At 51.6% G+C, this 19,857-nt stretch carries 16 protein-coding genes; 10 read left to right on the forward strand and 6 right to left on the reverse strand.

The window, feature by feature from the left end; all coding sequences use genetic code 11:
* Window positions 1-110 precede the first annotated feature (110 nt).
* Window positions 111-323: a hypothetical protein gene (locus BUB38_RS02650; protein ID WP_073156592.1), complete on the forward strand. Its 213-nt coding sequence runs from the start codon at window positions 111-113 to the stop codon at window positions 321-323.
* A 252-nt stretch (window positions 324-575) separates the two neighbouring features.
* Here BUB38_RS02650 and BUB38_RS02655 read toward each other — a convergent pair whose 3' ends face one another.
* The gene (locus BUB38_RS02655; protein ID WP_073156594.1) at window positions 576-3,188 is read right to left on the reverse strand and encodes a DNA gyrase/topoisomerase IV subunit A; all 2,613 of its coding nucleotides are present in this window, start codon (window positions 3,186-3,188) and stop codon (window positions 576-578) included.
* 32 nt (window positions 3,189-3,220) lie between these two features.
* Window positions 3,221-3,802, reverse strand: a complete 582-nt coding sequence (locus BUB38_RS02660) for a hypothetical protein (protein ID WP_139258169.1) — start codon at window positions 3,800-3,802, stop codon at window positions 3,221-3,223.
* A gap of 227 nt (window positions 3,803-4,029) precedes the next feature.
* Between BUB38_RS02660 and BUB38_RS02665 the strand changes: the two genes are divergently transcribed.
* From BUB38_RS02665 to BUB38_RS02695, 7 genes are all read left to right on the forward strand, one after another.
* Window positions 4,030-4,467 (forward strand): hypothetical protein, encoded by a 438-nt coding sequence (locus tag BUB38_RS02665; RefSeq protein WP_073156600.1) that lies wholly within the window; start codon window positions 4,030-4,032, stop codon window positions 4,465-4,467.
* Window positions 4,468-4,470: 3 nt separating this feature from the next.
* Entirely contained in the window at window positions 4,471-5,544 is a 1,074-nt protein-coding gene (locus tag BUB38_RS02670; protein WP_254794856.1) for an NAD-dependent epimerase/dehydratase family protein, read from the forward strand.
* On the forward strand, window positions 5,544-6,371 hold the full coding sequence (locus BUB38_RS02675; RefSeq protein WP_073156602.1) for a glycosyltransferase family 2 protein: 828 nt from the start codon (window positions 5,544-5,546) through the stop codon (window positions 6,369-6,371). Before BUB38_RS02670 ends, BUB38_RS02675 begins: the two co-directional genes overlap by 1 nt.
* A gap of 514 nt (window positions 6,372-6,885) precedes the next feature.
* On the forward strand, window positions 6,886-7,797 hold the full coding sequence (locus tag BUB38_RS02680) for an AAA family ATPase (protein ID WP_073156605.1): 912 nt from the start codon (window positions 6,886-6,888) through the stop codon (window positions 7,795-7,797).
* A gap of 345 nt (window positions 7,798-8,142) precedes the next feature.
* Entirely contained in the window at window positions 8,143-9,363 is a 1,221-nt protein-coding gene (locus tag BUB38_RS02685; protein ID WP_073156607.1) for a DUF58 domain-containing protein, read from the forward strand.
* Entirely contained in the window at window positions 9,360-11,387 is a 2,028-nt protein-coding gene (locus BUB38_RS02690; protein WP_139258171.1) for a DUF4129 domain-containing transglutaminase family protein, read from the forward strand. The genes BUB38_RS02685 and BUB38_RS02690 overlap by 4 nt, the downstream gene beginning before the upstream one ends.
* Window positions 11,388-11,441: 54 nt before the next feature.
* Window positions 11,442-12,587, forward strand: coding sequence for a phosphoglycerate mutase family protein (locus BUB38_RS02695; RefSeq protein WP_073156612.1), 1,146 nt, complete (start codon window positions 11,442-11,444; stop codon window positions 12,585-12,587).
* Window positions 12,588-12,756: 169 nt separating this feature from the next.
* Here the strand turns inward: BUB38_RS02695 and putP are convergent, their stop codons facing one another.
* Window positions 12,757-14,298: a sodium/proline symporter PutP gene (gene putP / locus BUB38_RS02700; RefSeq protein ID WP_073156614.1), complete on the reverse strand. Its 1,542-nt coding sequence runs from the start codon at window positions 14,296-14,298 to the stop codon at window positions 12,757-12,759.
* An 87-nt stretch (window positions 14,299-14,385) separates the two neighbouring features.
* On the opposite strand from putP, the gene tsaA reads away from it, so the two are divergent.
* Window positions 14,386-15,120: a tRNA (N6-threonylcarbamoyladenosine(37)-N6)-methyltransferase TrmO gene (tsaA, locus tag BUB38_RS02705; RefSeq protein ID WP_073156617.1), complete on the forward strand. Its 735-nt coding sequence runs from the start codon at window positions 14,386-14,388 to the stop codon at window positions 15,118-15,120.
* Between the two features lie 18 nt (window positions 15,121-15,138).
* Here tsaA and BUB38_RS02710 read toward each other — a convergent pair whose 3' ends face one another.
* A complete protein-coding gene (locus BUB38_RS02710; RefSeq protein ID WP_158236587.1) occupies window positions 15,139-15,456 on the reverse strand; it encodes a T9SS type A sorting domain-containing protein in 318 nt (105 codons plus the stop codon).
* 235 nt (window positions 15,457-15,691) lie between these two features.
* Between BUB38_RS02710 and BUB38_RS02715 the strand changes: the two genes are divergently transcribed.
* Window positions 15,692-16,222, forward strand: a complete 531-nt coding sequence (locus BUB38_RS02715; RefSeq protein ID WP_073156622.1) for a hypothetical protein — start codon at window positions 15,692-15,694, stop codon at window positions 16,220-16,222.
* Window positions 16,223-16,296: 74 nt separating this feature from the next.
* Here BUB38_RS02715 and BUB38_RS02720 read toward each other — a convergent pair whose 3' ends face one another.
* Window positions 16,297-18,909 (reverse strand): VPS10 domain-containing protein, encoded by a 2,613-nt coding sequence (locus BUB38_RS02720; protein WP_073156625.1) that lies wholly within the window; start codon window positions 18,907-18,909, stop codon window positions 16,297-16,299.
* A 160-nt stretch (window positions 18,910-19,069) separates the two neighbouring features.
* Window positions 19,070-19,831: a hypothetical protein gene (locus BUB38_RS02725; RefSeq protein ID WP_254794857.1), complete on the reverse strand. Its 762-nt coding sequence runs from the start codon at window positions 19,829-19,831 to the stop codon at window positions 19,070-19,072.
* Window positions 19,832-19,857: the final 26 nt, after the last annotated feature.

A 19,857-nucleotide genomic window follows, 5' to 3' on the forward strand; every position in this document is an offset into this window, starting at 1 on the left:
GTAGGCGCCTCAAAAAAAGGCGGCGCGAGCCGTCCTCCCCCTAAAAAAAAAGGAGCCACCAGGGCGTAAGCCCCAAGGCTCCTTTTTTGTTGCAAGACAAAGGAAACCAAATGGAAGAAAAACAAGCTGCACTCTACACAAATTCTAGAGTGCTAGAAAATGAAACAGGCAACACCAGCTCCATACACATGTACCTTCGCAGGGCCCACTACCACGTCTTTGAACGGAGCGCAAGCCTGTTTCAACAATATATCGCCAAGTACAAGGTAGTGCTTACAGTTCCAAAGAATGTAGGCCGCGAAGTGGACCATGCAGGAGTTTAATAAGAGGGTAGCATTGAACTGACCCCCAAAAGGAAAAACAATGGCAAAAATCAACTACAACTCCGAGACCAGGGAACTGGAGAAACTCTTGAAGAAACTTGTTTGTTTTCGGCGTTAGGCAGAAGCTTAACGGAAATAAGAGATAGTGCATGAAAATGCAAAAAAAATCCCGGCGTTCACACAGAAACGTCGGGATTTTTTGTTTAAGGGGTATGCTGGGATTGTCGCGGAACTGGTCCGCGACGTTCCTAGTTATTTGAACAGGTCGTTGTCGCCGTCGTCCTCGCCTTCGGAATCCGAAGTGCCGTCATCGAAAGTGTCCGGCGGAGAAATGCGGCTGGCGCGCTTGACCTTCTTGGCGGTAAACTTGCTGCCCAGAGCCTTGTAGCCCTTGACTTCTGCAACCTCAGTCAGGTCAAGTTCTTCCTTCTGGACTTCGCGGCCCACCTGATATTCCATCAGTTCGCGGGCGTCGTCGGTGGCGAAGAATTCGATCATCTGGGTGTCCTTATGATCGCTGACCAGGCTGAATTCCGTAGTCATGGGGCAGCCTTCAAGATTGAAGCGCTTGACCATGTAGTTGAAGTTTCCGCCTTCGAAGTACAGCACCGTAAAGACCTGTGCAGGATCGTACTTGTGAATGTACTTGATGCCTGTACCCACGAGAATGGGATCTGCCATGTCGTGGACGCGGGCGGTTCCGTTTTCCTTGACGATAAGGACCTTGTCCTTTTCGCCGAATTCGCCGATACGGTCACCCTTCTTCTGGGTGCTGATGATACCGCTGGGGGCGTCAAAGTACAGCACGCGGGCGCCCAAGGTACTTACACCCTTGCGCAGGCGCTTGATGCTCTTGACCGGGTACTTGGTAACGATATTGCCCATGGCGCCACGGCCCTTCACTTCGATGGTGCTGAAATCCACTTCGAAGTTCAGCTTGGTACGGGGGCGGGGCTTCAGGGTGACTTCTACCACTTCGGCTTCGCCGTTCAGGTTGCTGGACATGTAGAGAATCTTGCTGCCCGGCTTACCCTTGCCCATGAAGTAGTCCTTGTCGCGGGTGACGCCACCCACGTTAAAGCGCTTGATGTAGTAAGCTCCGTCCTTGCCATCCAAATGGATGACGTTATAAATATGACGGTCATCATCCTTCTTGAACTTTTCGACTAGGATAATATCCTTACCTACGAAGTCCTTGTCGCTGACCTTGACCACCTTGAAGCTACCGTCGGCCTTGAATACGATCAGGTCGTCGTATTCAGAAACGTCGAAGAGGTATTCTTCCTTCTTCATACTGGTGCCCAGGAAGCCTTCCTTGCGGTTGACATACAGTTTCTGGTTGGCGATGGCCACATGTACAGCGTTCACCTTGCCGAATTCTGCAATCTGGGACTTACGTTCCTTGCCTTCGCCATACTTCTTGAGGATATTCTTGAAGTGGTTGATGGTGTAGTCGGTAATATGTTCCTGGTTGAACTTGTTTTCGGCAATCTTTGCATCCAGTTCTGCCAACAGTTCGTCGGCCTTCTTGCGGTCGAAACGGCTGATGCGGCGGATAGGAATTTCTGCAAGCTTCAGGATTTCTTCTTCGGTGACCTCGCGGCGGAGCATCTTCTTGACGTAGGGCTTCAGGCCTTCATCAATGAGCTGGACCATTTCTTCGCGGCTCTTGGCATTCTCGATAACCTGGTAGACCTTCTTTTCTATGAAGATCTTTTCGAGGCTGGTCATGTGCCACTTGTCTTCAAGGTGCTTCAGTTCGTTCTGAAGTTCCCACTGCAGCAGGTGAACCGTATGTTCGGTGTTCATGCGCAGGATTTCGGACACGCCCAGGAATTTGGGGTGCTTGTCTACAATGACGCAAGTGCAGGGGGACAGGCTCTTTTCGCAGTCGGTAAAGGCGTAGAGGGCGTCCATGGCCACCTGGGGATCGGTACCGGCCTGCAGGTGGATCAGAATTTCCACATCGCGGCTGGTGTTGTCGTCCACATGCTTGATCTTGATCTTGCCCTTGTCGTTGGCCTTGACGATGCTGTCGATCAAACTTGAAGTTGTGGTGCCGTAGGGGATTTCGCGGATGGCCAAAGTCTTGTTGTCGACCTTTTCGATCTTGGCGCGCACACGCACGCGACCGCCACGCTGACCGTCGTTATATTCGCTAACATCGATAATGCCGCCGGTAAAGAAGTCGGGATAGAGTTCGAACTTCTTGCCCCTGAGGATGGCGATACTGCATTCGCAAAGTTCGCGGAAGTTGTGGGGGAGAATGGAGGTGCTGAGACCCACGGCAATGCCGTCGACGCCCTGAGCCAAAAGCAGGGGGAACTTGACAGGCAAGGTTACCGGTTCTTCGCTACGTCCGTCGTAGCTGGGCACCCATTCGGTGGTTTCGCCGTTAAAGACCACGTCTACGGCAAAAGGTGTCAGACGTCCTTCGATGTAACGGGGGGCTGCAGCGCGGTCGCCGGTCAGCGGGTTACCCCAGTTACCCTGGGTATCGATGAGCAGGCCCTTCTGGCCCAGGCCCACCAGGGCATCACCGATGGATGCGTCACCGTGGGGGTGGTAAGCCATGGTACGACCGACGATGGTTGCCACCTTCTGGTAACGGCCGTCGTGATTTTCGAACAGGGAGTGCAAGATACGACGTTGCACCGGCTTCAAGCCGTCTTCGTAATACGGAACGGCGCGGTCCAGAATTACATAGCTGGCGTAATCAAGGAACCAGCCGTCATACAGTTTTTCTAGGTGGTGTACATTGGACAGGCCCAGAGTAGTATCCTGGTGCTCACCCACCTTAACATCGTTAAAAGATTCTTTGGAAGTTTCTACTTCGTTTTCGTTATCGTTGTTCATGTCGCTCATAAGTCGTGTAGAAATAGAATAATGTCGTACGTTCAAAAATCAGTTTTGGGGCTTAATGTAGAAAAAATTTCTGACAGTAAAGTGACATTGCTACACCTACGGTGTTCCCCAGTTCCTGCTACAGCGACTGACATGTGTTGTGCAGCCATCTGTAACCCGACTCGATAATGTTCTGCAATGGTGTAGCCCAAATTAAGGGTGTATCCGACAGTTGACGCGGAAATCCACTCATCACTGGTTGTAGATCGGCCATTCAATTCCACTTCTGCGCTCATTATGGAACCGCCCACAAAAAAGTGAGAAAGGCTTTCGCTTTCGTTCGCCCAAATCATTAATTGTCCGCACACATCTATTTGACTGGATTTCAGATAAGTGCGACTTGCTAACGAACTGGTATTTGTCCCTTTTTCAACACGAACATTAAATGTGTCAATGGTGATTATAAAGGGTTCCCCAGGGTCGATGCTGTAAAGGATTTCATCTTTCAATCGGGCGTTCAGCGAACTTTCATAAACATCGTTTTTCGATCCCGAAAGAACGTAGTTCCAATTCGATTCTCCAACACCATACATATCAACGAGATCTGGCCTGATCAAACCGAAAGCTTCATACAAGGAGTCAAGACCTGCAAAGTAAGGCCTGGGGCGTAAACCGCTTCGTTGAAGCCGATTTCGCCGCACCCCAAAAAAAATAATGAAATTAGAACGATTTGCAAAAATGCAATCTTCATAACCTCAACACCTAACAATTATAGGACGGTAATATAGCATCTTTTTATGGTATTATAGTTCTTGAAGGCATTCAAATTTTATATATTCCGTTTAGTAATTGGAGGTTTTTTATGAAATTTTCCCGTGTGATTTCCCTGGCCGCTCTGTTTGCTGCATCTTTCGGCTTTGTCGCCTGTGATGATTCCTCTTCTGCTTCTAGCGACGAAAAGGCTGGCTACGACTGCTCCGTTAAAGGCGGCGTAAAGGTCGTCTACCCGGCCGGTGGCGAAAAGTTCAAGATGGGCGAAACCATTACCGTTATTTACGGCTCCGACATTCAGGGAACGGGTTTCCGTTTCGTGTACAAGGTCGACAAGGATGACCTGGGCGACGATATGTTCGAAGAATCCATGGGCCCGGAACATCCGGATGGCAAGACTTGCTACGAACAGAAGGTTGTTCTCGATAGCAATTATTCTGAACCTTCCGATGAAGCTATCATCCGCGTGATTCCTTACGAAAATACCAGTAAGGCCGGTAATTCCGGTACTTTCAAGGTTTCTAAGTAATCCTTGAGAATCCCGCACTTAAATCCTAAAGACAATTCGATCACCGTGGCCATTGTCGGCTGCGGTGGTTTTATTGGTAGTCACCTGCTTAAAGCTGTGCTGCAGCGTACCTGCTGGCGGGTGTTTGCCGTAGACCTTGAATCTTACAGGATCCAGCAGCACTTGGCTGACCCGCGGGTGGAATTCTACTGCGGCGATCTGGCGAACCCTTCCGTGGTGCAGCGCATTGCGCAGTTCCCCGTGGTGGTGAACTTGGCTGCCATTTGCGTGCCTAGCCGTTATATGTCCGAGGCGACAACCGTCATTCGCAGCAATTACGATCACCCGGCCCGCCTGGCCGACGCCTGCGCCAAGAGCGGGTCCTGGCTAATCCATTTTTCTACCTCCGAAATTTATGGAAAGACCGCGGCGGATTCCGGCCTGCTGGAAGAAGATTCTGCAGACCTTGTCTTTGGGTCGGTGGCTGCAAGTCGCTGGAGCTACGCTACCGCAAAACTTCTGGCGGAACGCTATATGGCAGGGCTTACGAACCTGCAATGGACCGTGGTGCGCCCCTTCAACTTTGTTGGCCCCTACATGGATTTTATGCCCGGCGTCGATGGGGAAGGAATCCCCCGGGTGCTGGCGAATTTTTCTACGGCCCTGGTGCGGGGCGAACCCATTAAGCTTGTGAATGGCGGACTTGCCCGACGGACCTTTACCTCGGTTCATGACGCCATTGATTTTATCTTCTGCCTCTTTGAAAATCCTGCGGCTGCAAAGGGCCAGGCCTTTAACGTTGGAAATCCTGACAACGAAATTTCCATTGCGGAACTGGCACGGATCATGACCGAAATCTATGCCGATGTAAAGCACATTCCCGTAGAAGAAATCCCTGGGGCACAGATTGTGGACGGCGTTGAATACTATGGCGTTGGCTACGAAGATTCCCTCCGCCGCATGCCCAGTGTCGAAAAGGCGGAACGGCTGGTAGGCTTTAAGGCTTCGACACCCTTGCGTGAAGTCTTGCGGGAATCGCTGACCTGGTTTGCGGAACATTACAGCACTTCGGATTGCCTTGAAAAGTTGGCGGAATAATGCCCGCGGAATTCAACACCTTTATTTTTGTGCCGGCCTACAATGTGGAAAAGACCTTGGCCGGTGTGCTGGATAAAATTCCCCAAAGCGTGTGGCGCAAATCCAGGATTCTTGTGATAGATGATGGATCGCAGGACGGGACCCGCAAACAGTTTGATAAATATGTAGAAGGTTTTCGGGAAGGTCCCGCTGAAAAATCGCAGGAAGGAACTGTTGAAAAATCTCGGAACGGTTCCGCCCCCCGCCTCGAATATTTTCGTTTTGAAAAGAACAGCGGCTATGGCGCTGTCGTCAAAAAGGGCTTAAGCGAAGGACTCTCCTCGGGCGCCAAGTTCATCGTCTGCCTTCACGGCGACGGACAGTACCCCGCTGATTTGCTGGACCAGTTTCTAGACCATCTGGAAAATTTCAGAACCGTAGATGGCCACGGTAACGAGTCTGCGCTCGCTCTATTGCAGGGCTCTCGCCACGCAGTGACCGGTGGCGCCAAGGCTGGGAACATGCCCCTGCACAAGAGAATTGGCGGAGCCTTCTTGACCGCCCTAGAAAATCTGGTGTTCCGTCAGAAGCTGACTGATCGCCACAGCGGATTCATTCTCTACTCCGCCGACTTCTTGCGCACCGTGGAACTATCTCGCCTGAGCCCCTCCTTTGACATCGACCTGGAGCTGATTTCCATTGCGGATGCCCGAGGCTTTGCCATAGGTGAACTTCCCATTCCCACTGTTTACGCCGAAGAAAAATCCAACCTGAACGTAGTGACCTACGGCCTTCGCTGTTTAAGACAAATTGCTAGAAGATTTTGCTTTACGTTAAAAGTGAAATGAAAATTCTATACCCATTGCGTTAAAAAAAATCTTTTTTGTATTTTCCTCATACCTCATACCTCATACCTCATACCTCATACCTCATACCTCATATCTCATACCTCATACTTCATACCTCATATCTCATACCTCATACCTCATACCTCATAACTCATACCACATACCACATACCACATACCACATACCACATACCTCATACCACATACCTCATATCTCATACCTCATACCTCATACCTCATAACTCATACCTCGTACCTCATATCTCATATCTCATACCTCATAACTCATAACTCATACCTCATACCTCATACCTCATACCTCGTACCTCATACCTCATACCTCATACCTCATACTTCATACCTCATAACTCATACCTCATAACTCATACCTCATACCTCATACCTCATATCACATACCTCATACCTCATAACTGGTATCTGATTCTCGCGCATGAATTCTCATTTATTTTTCCCCTGGTTAGCGCTTTTCTCTCTGACTTACATATATTTAAAGTATGATTAAGTCTTTGATTTCTGCTTTAAATGGGGTGTTGCTGGGGAAGTCCGATACGGTGGAACTTCTAGTGATGGCATTGCTGGCCGATGGCCATGTGCTGATTGAAGATGTGCCGGGTACGGGTAAGACGACTTTGAGTAAGGCCCTGGCGGCGGCTGTGGGGGCGGAATTTTCCCGAATCCAGTTTACGCCGGACTTGTTGCCTGCCGATGTGACGGGTGGCGCGGTTTATAATGCCAAGACCGGTGAATTTGATATTAAGAAGGGTCCGGTTTTTACCCAGGTTTTGCTGGCCGACGAAATTAACCGTGCGTCGCCACGAACTCAGTCTTCGCTTTTGGAAGCCATGGAAGAACGTCAGGTTTCGCTGGAAGGTGAACGCCACAAGTTGCCGGAATTATTCATGGTTCTGGCCACCGAAAATCCGGTGGAATTCCACGGGGTGTTCCCTTTGCCCGAGGCTCAGATGGATCGTTTTATGGTTCGCATTTCTGTAGGTTACCCCACCGAAGAAACGGAGCTTGATATTCTGCGCAGCCATCGTGAAGGTCGGCCTGTAGACAAGGTGGTGGCGGTGACTTCGCCGGTGGATATTCTCGAAGCCCGCAAACAGGTTTTCAAGATTCATATTGATGAGGCGTTGGAACGTTATGTCGTTTCTCTTGTGCAGGCGACTCGTAGTGACGGGGGCGTACGTCTGGCGGCAAGTCCTCGCGCTGGTTTGAACTTGGTCCGAATGGCTCAGGCCTGTGCCTTTGTGGCTGGTCGCGATTTCGTGAATCCCGATGATATTCAGCGGGTGTTCTTCCCGGTCATGGAACATCGCGTGTTTGCCAAGGACAGCGCCAATCCAGAAGCCTGCAAGAACATCCTGCAAAGCATCCTGAAAAAAGTTAAAGTACCGAAGTGAGGTTAGTAATGAGTGATGAGCTGCGAGTGATGAGCAGTGAGCTAAAAGTAAGGCGCCTTTGGCGCGACTATAAAAAACTCATAGCTCACAACTGAAAACTCACCGCTGGTAAGGGCGCCTTTGGCGCAACAATGATAACTCATAACTCATATTTGGTTTCTGATATCTTGATTTGCTAGATCCTTCGACTTCGTCGCTTTGCGACTACGCTCAGGATGACACTCTCCCCTTCCTACCACCTACCGTCTACTGTCTACCGTCTACTCCCTACTCCCTACTCCCATGTCTTTCTTCTCCTGGTTTGTTCGTAGTGTTCCTCGTGCGCCTCGGCGGGCGGGTGTTCTGATGCACGCGTTCTACCTGTGGCAGGAATATTTTACTCCGGCGGGGAAGGCGGCTGCCGCATTGATGCCCTTGTCTATGGCGGTGGGCATGGTCCCTGGATTCTGGGCGGCCTGGGTGTTTTGCGGTCTGGATTTCTTGCTGTTCCTGGGAATGATTCTTTCCCTGTTCTGTTCCAGCAAGCTGAATTACGTTTCTATGGAAAATGTGGTGGTGACTCCCGCTTACGAGGGGGAGGTGGCTACCATCTGGGCCGATGTGGGCGTTGGGGGCGAAGATGCCATAAATGCCATCGGTCGTAAGCGTTCTTCTAATCTGCTGTTGCGATTGTTTGGTCGCGGAGGCGGATCTGCTGATCGTCTGGATTCGGTGCAGTTGGCATCTTACCGTATGGACCCGAGCTTGACTTGGCTTGAATCCGAGATGGTTCAGATTAATGCCGCTGACGGTTTTAAGAAACTGGAATGCAAAATTCAGACGAAGAACCGCGGCGCTTTTCCGCTGAAAAAGATTGCGGCCAACGTTCCCGAAATCATGGGACTTTTGCAGTGGCCTTTTGAATATCGCGGTTCTGCGGAATTGCTGGTTTATCCGAATCCTATAAAGGTGGGTGAATTCCCGTTCTTAACCTCGGGGGCTAGCGGCATGGTGTTTGCCCCGCTGTTGATGTCTTGCCTAAATCGCGGAATGAATTTTGTGGGCGTCCGCGAGTACCGGGAAGGAGATGCTCTTCGAGACTTGCACCACAAGGCTTTTGCCCGCTACGGCAAGCCCTTTACCAAGGAATTTGAAACGGAACGCGGGGCCGGTGCCATTCTGGTTCTGGATACGGCAGCTCCCTCCTTTGGAGAACGTCAGCATCTGGAATTTGCCATCCGCTTGACGGCGGGAATTGGCCTGTGGCTTCTGGAACGGAACATCCTTGGGCGATTCTTTATTGACGATGAAGAAATTCCGCTGGCTGGTAGTGGTGCCGCCCAAGGGGAACGTCGCAAGAACTTGATGGACGCGCTGGCCCGAATTCCTGCGGCGAACTTGATTTCGGCGAGAAAGCCAGGACCTTGGTCTCCTGCGGCACGGCCCATGGATCCGGTGCTTCGGGTGGGACTGTACGCCAAGGAAGAACCTCTGGTCCACAAGCATATTGTGGTGGGCCGTGATCCATCTTCGGATAAGTGCCTGTTCGTGGAGCCCGCTTCCATAAAGTCGGGGGTGTCGCTGTGAAAAAAGAAATAGTAGACATCCGTTATGTAGCCAAATGCTTGTTCTTGATGACAGCCTCCTTTAACTTGGGGCATACTTTCGAGGCGACTTGGCTGGGCCTGCTTTTTGCGATTTACTTTGCCGTGACGGGATTCTTGAACGCCACCAGCCGCAGGGAATTTTCCAAGCGCCCCAAGTACAACAAGATTCCTGCCTATGGGGCCATTGTGCCGCTGGCCTTGTATTGGGTGGTGACTCCCGGTGTGGAGAACGGTGTGAACCCCATGATGATTTTCTTGCCGGGATTGTATTTGCTGTTCTTGGCGGCGTTGCAGGAACGCAGTCGCGGTAATGGCGGCTTTGAAGCTTTCGTGGCTTTTGACGGTGTGGCGGCCTTGCTGTTTGGCATGTTCATGGTGCCTAAGGGTTGGGCTGTTGCTGGTATTGTAGGGTTGCTGCTTTGCCTGTTTGCCTACAGCCGACGGGGAACGGCCTGGTACAAGTATCTTTTGTTTGTGCTGCTGGTGGTTGCCTTGGGCGGAATCGCTTTTGGCGGGTGGCGTTATTGGCGGGCGCATCGCTACGAAAAAGGGGCGCGGTGGGCCGAGGATTATTACCAGCGTGAACGGGTCATGGGCTTTGACCAGGTGGCGGCACTGGGAAGTTTTGGCAGCAATTACAACGGCAAGTATAATAGTCAGGTGGTGCTCCGCGTGTGGGATTCGTTGCCTTCCAATTATCTGAAGGCGGCCAGTTACGAAAAGTACGTGGCGGGAATCTGGAAACTTCCTACGGAACAAGTAAAGACTTTGACGCCGGCCTATTACCAGGTGGACTACGCGGTGATGGAAGTGATGGATTCTGTTACTTCGATGGGGGAGACTCCGGCAGGTTCCGCTAACCATGGAGTACGACAGGTTTGGGTACAGTCCTCCGTAAAGAATTTTGGTTTTGTATTTGCTCCCTATGGTGCGGTGGGCTATGCCGCAAAGGACGTGGATTCATTACAGTATTTTGCCGGGGGCATGGTCCGCGGGCTAGATCAGAACGGCAAACGTTCGGACTGGTACTACTTCGTTTGCGATGCTCAGGAGAATGGAGATGCTCAAGGCGTTGGTGGCTCCCAGAGAAATTGCGTCATCCCGGATTCCCTGCTGGCGTACAGCGAAGGGGACCTGCATGTTGGTGCCCGCTATGAAGCGCTTATGGATTCCGTAGTGGCCGAAATGGGACTGGTCCGTGGCGACAGCATTTCCGGTGAAAATTCCGATGCAGAAAATCTTCAGCGTGTTCTGGCTTATTTCAAGAATCATTTTACTTATTCTTTGCAGATTCCGGGACTGGAACGTTGGCGCAGTGGCGGGAATGTGACCCGGGATCCTCTGTCTGTTTTCTGGCATGCCAAGCAGGGCTTCTGTGAATACTACGCTACCTTGGCGGCTCTCGCTTTGCGCCGCGTTGGAATTCCTGCCCGCTATGCTACCGGCTTTGCTCACCCCGAAGTGGTGGAGGGCCGCCCCTATGCGGTGTTCCGTCGTAAGCATGCCCATTCCTGGGTCGAAGTTTTTGTGGATGGTCATTGGGCTATTTTTGACCCCACGCCTCCTATGTTTTCTCCCTTGGGCACCGAGTCTAGCTGGTTCAGCGTAAAGTGGGAAGGAATCCGCGGTCGCGCCGCCCGTATCATGCATTTCTTAAAGGAAGGTGAATGGAGACGTTCCGTAGACAGCTGGCAGAACTACACCCAGAGCTTTATAGATAGCGGAATCCCTTACCTGCTTCTCGTTTTATTGTCAGCGTTCCTTGTTGCGATCAAAACCCGTGGAGCCCTTAGGGCTCGTCAAAAGCGAATCGTGTCTACGTCGGCCAAGGCGATTCTCTGGGCAAAAAAGTTGGATGCAGCCGAAAAGGAACTGGCTCGTGCAGGCTTCCACCGAGAACCTGGTGAAACGGTGGGCGACTTTTTGAGGCGTGTAGAAGGGCACGAACCTGCCGATGCTGTGGAAATATTGCGGGAATACGAAAGGAATCGCTGGTGTTCGTAGACCCTTTCCTAAAATTTACTTGTCATTTTGGCCCTTTTTGTTAGATTAGAGTCTATGAAAAAACAATTCCTGATTTTGCCTGTCCTGTGCTCATCCCTGTTCTGGGCTTGTGGCGACAGTAGTTCTGCAACAGAACCTTCTAACGATCCTAATCCTCCTGCATCAGAAATCCTTTCTTCCGATTCCGGCATGTCTCCTGAACCGGGTGCGCAGTCTTCGGCCTCTGCCGATCCGTCTGATCCGACTGTTGACCCCACAGTGGATCCGTCTAATCCTACTTTGGATCCGTCTCAGCCTGAATCTTCTAGCGGTGTTGAAGGTCCGACGGAGAATCCCAATGCGGACCCCTATGCTGTTGGAACCGATATCGATGAACCCTCTTATGTACCCGAGGGCTGCGAAGTCAAACCTCTTGACAATGGCATGGGTAACGGCGTCTATTGCCTGGATTCTCTTGGAACGCCCCCTTTTAAGGGAACGATCTTTGCTGATCCCGATGCCGACGTGGCATACGATCCGGCCAATCCGGACCTGACGACTTTCACTAGTGTAGAAAAGGTGTTCAAGGCCCTGCAGCCCGATGAAAAGGTGGTCTTTGTTCTGCGCCATGCCGAACGTAATTCCAGTTCTGGAAAAACTTCTCACCTGACGGAATTCGGTATTTTCTCTGCTCAGTCCGTGGGCCAGAAAATCGCAAGCGATGATCCGGCCTACTACGCTCATTCTGAATATGTCCGTACCCGCGAAACGTTGGAGAATATCGCCAAGGGTCGTGGTGAAACTGGATTCAACCACGATGCTTATGGCGTGTTGAATGGAGGCTGGTTCATCAAGAATGACTCCGCTTTCAATGCTTATGCAGCCTTGTCTACCGATGGAAACTATGTGGCTACAACGGACTGGGCTTTCAATGGCGGTTATGAAGATGCCTTCTATGACCTGGACTCTCGTGCCAAGCAGTTCATTGATGAATTCCTGGTGGGCGTGATTTCCAAGAAGGCTCGTGTAAGCGTGGTGAATACCCACGACATGTTCCTGGCTCCTTTGACAATTTATGCCTCTGGCCGTCAGATTGACCTTAGATACTACGAAAATCGCAGCTGGATTACTTACCTGGCCGGTATTGCCGTGGTAATCGGTGCCGATGGTTCTGTAAAGGTTCTTCCTGTGAAGGGTCTGGATTCTGGAAAGACGACTTAGTTCTGTTAATCTAGAACGTTAGACTATAAAAAAAGAAACCCGGACTTAAAAAGTCTGGGTTTCTTTTTGCTGAAGATTAAATTGAATTCTGCAAATCTTCATTCCGATTTTTTCGGAATCTCACAACATGAGAAATCCATATCTCATATCGTGTATCTGATATCTAATCTTACAGCTTCATATCGCTCAAGCGGGTGTGTTCCACCTGGTCGAATTCGTCCTGGATTTCCTTGGAGGGGGCCTTGGTCAAAAGGCTTACCACGATGATGGTAACCATGCTGAATACAAAGCCCGGAACCAGTTCGTAAATCTGGAAGATTTCACCGCTGAGGCCGGAGAGGTAGAACTTCCAGACGAAGGTGGTGATACCGCCAACCAGCATACCGGCAACGGCTGCGGGCAGGGTGGTGCGCTTCCAGAAGAGGGCCAACAGAACCAGCGGACCGAAGGTTGCACCGAAGCCACCCCAGGCGAAGCTGACCAGACTCATGACCACGTCAAGGAAGCTCTTGCCTTCCTTAGCGGCACCAGCGGAAGGTGCGCCCTGGAGTGCCACGAGAACAGCGATAATTGCGATAACGGCAACCACAACGCGGCTCACCCACATCAGTTCCTTGTTGGAGGCGTTCTTGCGGAAGATGTGCTTGTACATGTCGTTACTGAAAGCGGAAGCAGAAACCAGGAGCTGGGAGTCTGCGGTACTCATGATAGCGGCGAGAATGGCGGCCATGAGGATAGAGGCGATAGCCGGATGGCAGAGGGCCTGGCAGAGGACCATGAAGATTCTTTCAGGGTCCTGGACAGTGAGACCGTTAGCGCTTACATAATAGCGGCCAAGGAGACCGATCATGATCACAGCACCGAGGCAGATGATGACCCAAGTCATGGCGATGCGGCGAGAATGCTTGATTTCTTCAGCGTTCTTGATGGACATGAAACGGACCAGGATGTGGGGCATACCGAAGTAGCCGAGACCCCAGGCCAGGCTGGAAATCAGGGAGATGAAACCGATGGCCTTGCCGGTAGAGGCGTTGGTGAAGAGGCTCATGAGGTAGGGATTCTGTACGTTCACTGCATCCATGGTTGCAGCGAAGCCGCCACCGGAAACGCAGATGATGGTGGGAATCACCAGCACGGCAATGAGCATCATGGAAGCCTGGATGAAGTCGGTCCAGCAAACAGCGAAGAAGCCGCCCATGAAGGTGTAGCTAACAACCACGACGGCACCGATGATAAGGCCGGTGGTGTAGTCAAGACCGAAGATGGTGCCGAAGAGCTTTGCGGAAGCCACGAAGCCGGAAACGGTGTAGAACAGGAAGAATGCCAGGATGAAGAAGGATGCGATCACGCGGATGATGCCCTTCTTGTCGCGGAAACGGTTAGAGAGGAAGTCGGGGAGGGTAATGGAGTCGCCGCAGAAGTGAGAGTACTTGCGGAGACGGCGACCAACGATCTTCCAGTTGAAATAGGTACCGATTACCAGACCGATACCGATCCAAGCTTCGGAAAAACCGCTGAGGTAGATGGCGCCGGGGAGACCCATGAGCATCCAGCCACTCATATCGGAAGCCTGGGCGGACATAGCCACCACCCACTTGTTCATGCCACGATCGCCCAGGTAGTAGGCGTTGAGGCTATTTGCCTTGCGAGAGAAGTAGGCACCGATGCCTAGCATCATCAACAAGTAAAGAATAAAGACGACTACGGTCATTTGTTCCTCTTCTATGTTGCGGCGAAAAAACATTCGCCTGAGTTAAATCATCGGTGGGGCAAGATAGAAATTTTTATATATGGCTCTGTGAACCCAGACTGCGAAACCCCATCTCATTTCCCCTTTAAGGTCATTGCCAGAATCCGGAGTGACTTTCCCGATAAGTTCGGCATTCCCCGCCAGAGTGGATTGCTAAAGGAATTGCGTTCCTCCATTCGCTTTGAACCTGAGTTTCGAGTGGCCGACGCCTTGCGCGGTCTCGAGGGTTTTAGCCACCTGTGGGTCCTCTGGATTTTTTCAGAAAATGTAAGGGTGGGCGAGAACGGCGAAAATCGCTGGAGCCCTACGGTGCGCCCGCCCCGCCTCGGAGGCAACAAGCGTCTGGGAGTTTTTGCCACCCGCAGCAGTTTCCGCCCTAATCCCGTGGCCATGAGCTGCGTAAAAATCGAGGAAATCCGCCTGAACGTGGTTGACGGGGATTATTGCGGCCCCGAAATTATCGTTAGCGGCGCCGACATGATGGATGGAACTCCCATTGTAGACATCAAGCCCTATTTGCCTTATGCCGATTCCGTGCCCGATGCACTGGGCGGCTTTGCGGAACCCCTCCGCGAAAAAAGCCTGAAGGTGGAATTCTCCGTGGACCTTGGGGAGTTTCCGACAGAAAAATTGGATACCCTCCGCGAAATTCTGGCTGAGGATCCCCGCCCGGCTTACCAGAAGGATGCCGACCGAGTTTACGGCTTTAAGTTTGCTGGCTTTGAAGTCAAATTTAAAGTCCAGGATGAAGTGCTTTCGGTCCTGGACTTGATTAAGATTTAGTATAGAGTCGGGTTTAGACTATCTAACATTGATAATGGAACTGCGGTCGGTTCCGTTTGCCCTGATATTGATCACGTAGCGGCCTGAGGGGAGGTTCTGGCTGCATGCCTTGGTAGCTTCGAAGTAGGTGGTGTTCTTACCTAAGGTTAGAACTTCCTTGCCCAACATGGAATAAACCTTGACGCTTGCCTGGTAATTCTTTTCGGCATGGGTGAGGCTAGGGCTCCCCATATTAGAATCGCCCAGCAAGTTGACCTGGAAGTTTGTGCTTGGGGCTGCTTCACTGAGCGACATCAGTGAAGTAGCCAAAACTGCTGCTGTCAGATATCTCTTCATTCTACTATAACTCCACTCGTCTGCTGTTGTTAAGTCGCAGACCTCTCCAAACACGGGCCAAAAATAGCTATTCCTGACCTGTCTGTACATATAAATGGGGGATTTCCGTTGTTCTTTTTTACAACATTATGCTTTTTTGCGTAAAAAAGCCATTGTCTTTTGGTAAAATAAAATCAATACAAAAAAATGTTCGCCACTTTTTCTTATATTCAACCACAAATAACAGAGGTTTTATATGAAAAAGTTTTCTTTGATCGCCCTGGCTGGCGTTTGCTCCCTGGGTCTCCTGTCTGCCTGTAGCGATGATAGCACTCCGGATCCGACCCGTGCAGAACTTTGCGCTAACGGCATTTCCGATGACTGCCTGAATGGTGCATGGAACGCCAATGGTATGGCCAACAAGGCTTCTGGTGAAATGCATTCCATGTTCAATTACACCGCAGCTCCGGGCACGCTGACTTTCGACAAGAATACTCATGAATTCCAGTTTGACGCTCCTGCCCTGGCAGCAGACATTGCTACCGCAGACTGCAATCCTGTTTACGGCGAATGGTCTGTTGCCGCTGGCGTCTTGCACATGAGGTCTTTTACCAACACCATGTGCATGGGACCCAAGACTGTTGAATTGGCCGCCACTGTCGCTCTTGACGAAACCGGTACCCTCGTGACCTTGAATCTGGGTCAGCTGTACTTTATGTACAATTTGACCGATGAAATGGCTATCAAGAACTCCTACACTGAATCTTTCAGTGCTCTCGCCAAGTAATTTTCCCAAAAAATTGCATAAGAAAGGCCCCCGGTTCTAAAAACCGAGGGCTTTCTTTTCTTGCTCCTTAAAGCTTACTTGACCAGGATGGCCTTGGAAAGCAGATTGTTTCCGTTGGCGTTGGTCAATCGGGCGATGTACTTACCCATGGGAATTCTGTTCAGGCTGACGTTTGCATTGCCGCCAACTTGCTGAGAAAGGACAATCTTTCCGTTTGCGGAATACAGCTTGAGAACGGCTCCCTCGGGGGCTGCGATCTGGAGGCTGCGTCCTTGCTGGTTCATGCTGGCGGAACGTCCGATGTTGATGATTCTGGGGTTGTTCATGACAATGTTGGTTCCTTCCGGTGCGCCAACAATCAGGCCACGGCCAACGGTACTCATATACACCACGCCGTAGTTGTTCATGTCGCCCTGGACGAACTTGCCGTTACCCGGACCACCGAACTGATGCATGTCATCGTTGATGCGTTCGAAAGTCTTGCACTTGTCGGTACTGCGGTAGAGGCCGACGGTGGAGTACTTGTATTCCTTGCCGCCCCACTGGCCTTCGCCTACATATTCCCTGGTGCCGCCCCAGATGTAGATGGTTTCGTAGTCGGCGCCTTCTTTTGCCTTACCGATACCTACTGCAACGGCGGTACCTACGATGTCGCAATCATTCCAGGTCTTGCCACCGTCTTCGGTATAGCTGAGACCGTTATGAGTGTAACCGTCTTTCTGCCAGATCTGATTCTGGTCGCGAGCCACCCAGATGTGGCCTTCTCTGCCGGGAACGGTACGGATGGGGTTACCATCGCCAGAGAAGTTTTCGTTGGTCTTGAGAGATGTTACCTGCTTGAAGGTTTCGCCGGCGTCATTGGAAACGATCACTTCTCCGTTATCGCCGATGACGTAGAATACCTTCGGGTTCTCGGGGTCAGAAGCCATACGGCCGTTGCCGCTACCGGTCTTTACTTCTTTCCATGTCTTGCCGTTGTCAACGGAGCGATAGAAGCTGGATCCGTTTTCCGGCTTGTGCATGATGACCTTGCCGTCTGCGGAGAGAGTCAGGTGGCCCTTACGCATGTTCTCCATGGTGCTTGTGGTGTCCATGGGCATCTCGTCCCAGGTTTTGCCCAAGTCGTCGGAACGGTACATCTTCTTGTAGCTCTTGGAATCGTACTGGCCGTAGACCGTTACGATACCGGTACGCATCAAGGTGCCGGTGAGGGCTGCGTAGCCGATGCTTTCTGTAGAACCTACGATGGGGAAGTGGCGCTTGACGGGTGCGTTAATGTCGGTGTAGACTCCACCATCATAGTCGCCGATGGCCGTAACCAGGGGACCGCCCGGAATGCTGACAATATCCAGGGGAACGGTTTCTTCTACGCCCTTGGATTCAAACTTCCAGACAGGAACCTTGGCGGTGATGTCGTCGGTAGTGAAAATACCGTTACCGCTGGTGACCCAGACCTTCTTGTTGTTGAACGGGTCAAATTCCAGGGAGCCTGCCCAGTGGATGGCATTACCCGGAATCCAGTCGGTACCGTTGGCGTCGATATTGGGTACGTCGCCGTAATGCTGACCATGGACCCAGTTCTTGCCGCCGTCTGTGGTAACGTAAATGCGGTCGCCGTAGTTATCCTTTTCGTCCTTGGTTACGTGCCGGCCGGTGTACTTGCCCAGGGTAGAAACTACAATGTGATTCTTGTCCTTGGGGTCGATGGCGATGCCGCCGTAGGAACTTTCGTTCTTCTTGTGCTGAACGGTGCCGCCTTCGTCTTCTTCATCATCATACGGGGTGATGTCGGTCCAGGTGCCGGACTTGAGATTCAGCTTCATCACGGCGCCGCCGCTAATGTTATGGGGGCCGGGGCCATCGGCGTAGGTGATGTACATATCGCCATCTACGATCTTGGCGCGGTGGGGCATGTACTTGGAGGGGCCGCCTTCGATAGTCTTCCAGGTCTTACCGCCATCCTTAGAAACTTGCAGATTGTCCTTGGTGTCGGAAATACCGATGTAAATGGTGGCGGTGCTGCCGTCGGCTAGCTTGCCCTGGGATTCGTCGAACATGACGAAGGCGACACCATTTACGCCGCTCAGGCTGTTTCCCGAGGCGCTGGAAATAGCCACCTTGTAGAGGCTGCTCCAGGTTTTACCATAGTCTTCACTCTTGTAAACGCCTGCAGTACGGCTACCGCAAAGAATAATGTTGGGCATGTTGGGGTCTACGGCCAGCTTTTCGCCAGTTTGGCGGCCCATGCCGTTACCGTGGGCGAGAATACCTTCGCCTTCCTTGTTGCCTACATAAGTGGTGTCCCAGGTGGTACCGTAGTCTTCGGAGCGGAGCACGGCCGTGCGTCCCCAGCTAAAATAGCCGGTACCTGCCAAAACGTAAATGCGCTTGGGATCGGTGGGGTCCAGGGCGAAAGATTCGGTGCCGTAAAGACCCTTGTCTTCTTCGCTGAACTGGTCCATAAGAGGAATCCAGTAGGACTTGGTTGCATCCCAGCGGTAGATGCCGCCCACGTCGGTACGGGCGTAAATCAAATCTTTCTGATAGGGGCTGGGGAGGATGGCGCTCATGAATCCGCCACCATCGAAACGGACGTTACCCCAGTCGTAAGCTTCAGCGTTGGACTGTGTTACACCGGTGGCAACAATGGCTGCCATAATGCCAATCGCCTTGATTTTTCCAAACATATATTCTCCAGATTTCACCAGCGGCACCCTAAATTGTATGAAGTGCCAAATTACCATTATATAAGATATTTCCAAATAGCGAAAAAGGACGCCTTTGGGGCGCCCTTGTTGTTAAAAACGTTTATTTAATCACAACAGCTTGGAATATGCCTATGGGGAACTATTCCTGGGGGTTGTTGTAGTTACAGGCGTTCCTTCGTTTCAGTTCATTGTTCAGGGGAACGTAAATCACGCTGAAGATAATGTAGCCGCTAAGCAGTACCAGCCAATGGTTTAGGCCCAGGCGGGTCTCGATAAAGTGCATCTCCAGGAACATAAAGGGGCCTGCAATCAGGAACAGGGGCAGCTGACGGCACTGGTCACCCAATGAAAAACGGCTTTCGTAGCTGACGATGGAGTTCATCATGGGGAAGCTGGTGCAGAATCCGCCCATGAGTCGCTTGATGAACATGAGGCCACTGACCACGCCGGCAATGGCGGGGGCCTTGATGTAGATGGGCAGGGGTGTCTTGTAGCGGACACCGGCCTTGTATTTTTGCTTCTGGAACATGATGAGGCCAACGATAAAGTCGAAGGCACAGACCCCTACGAAAAAGGCTTCGTTGTCGGGGATGCGGGGCATAAGGAAGGTGCCCATGGCCACGAAACAGGCAAGGCCTATAATGATGGATAGCACGATAGGCACTTTAGCCTTGTAATGGAGGATGCGGACGATGTTCGCATACAGCATGCACATGAATCCGGAAATGGCGTTTGCGGCCCCGATGGGGAGGCCCACGGCGATGTAGGCGAAACCGAAGGGGATGGGAATGGTGGCCGTAACCGCCTTCAGCTGCGGGTCCTTCAGGTAAGCACTCAAGGTTCCAAGCGCAGTCACCATGGCTACCAGCAGGTAGTCGTAGAAGGAAAAGTGAAAATTCAAGGACTCGAACATTTGCGGCCAAAGAT

Origin of the sequence: Fibrobacter sp. UWH5, from assembly GCF_900142505.1 — a bacterium.
GTDB lineage: Bacteria > Fibrobacterota > Fibrobacteria > Fibrobacterales > Fibrobacteraceae > Fibrobacter.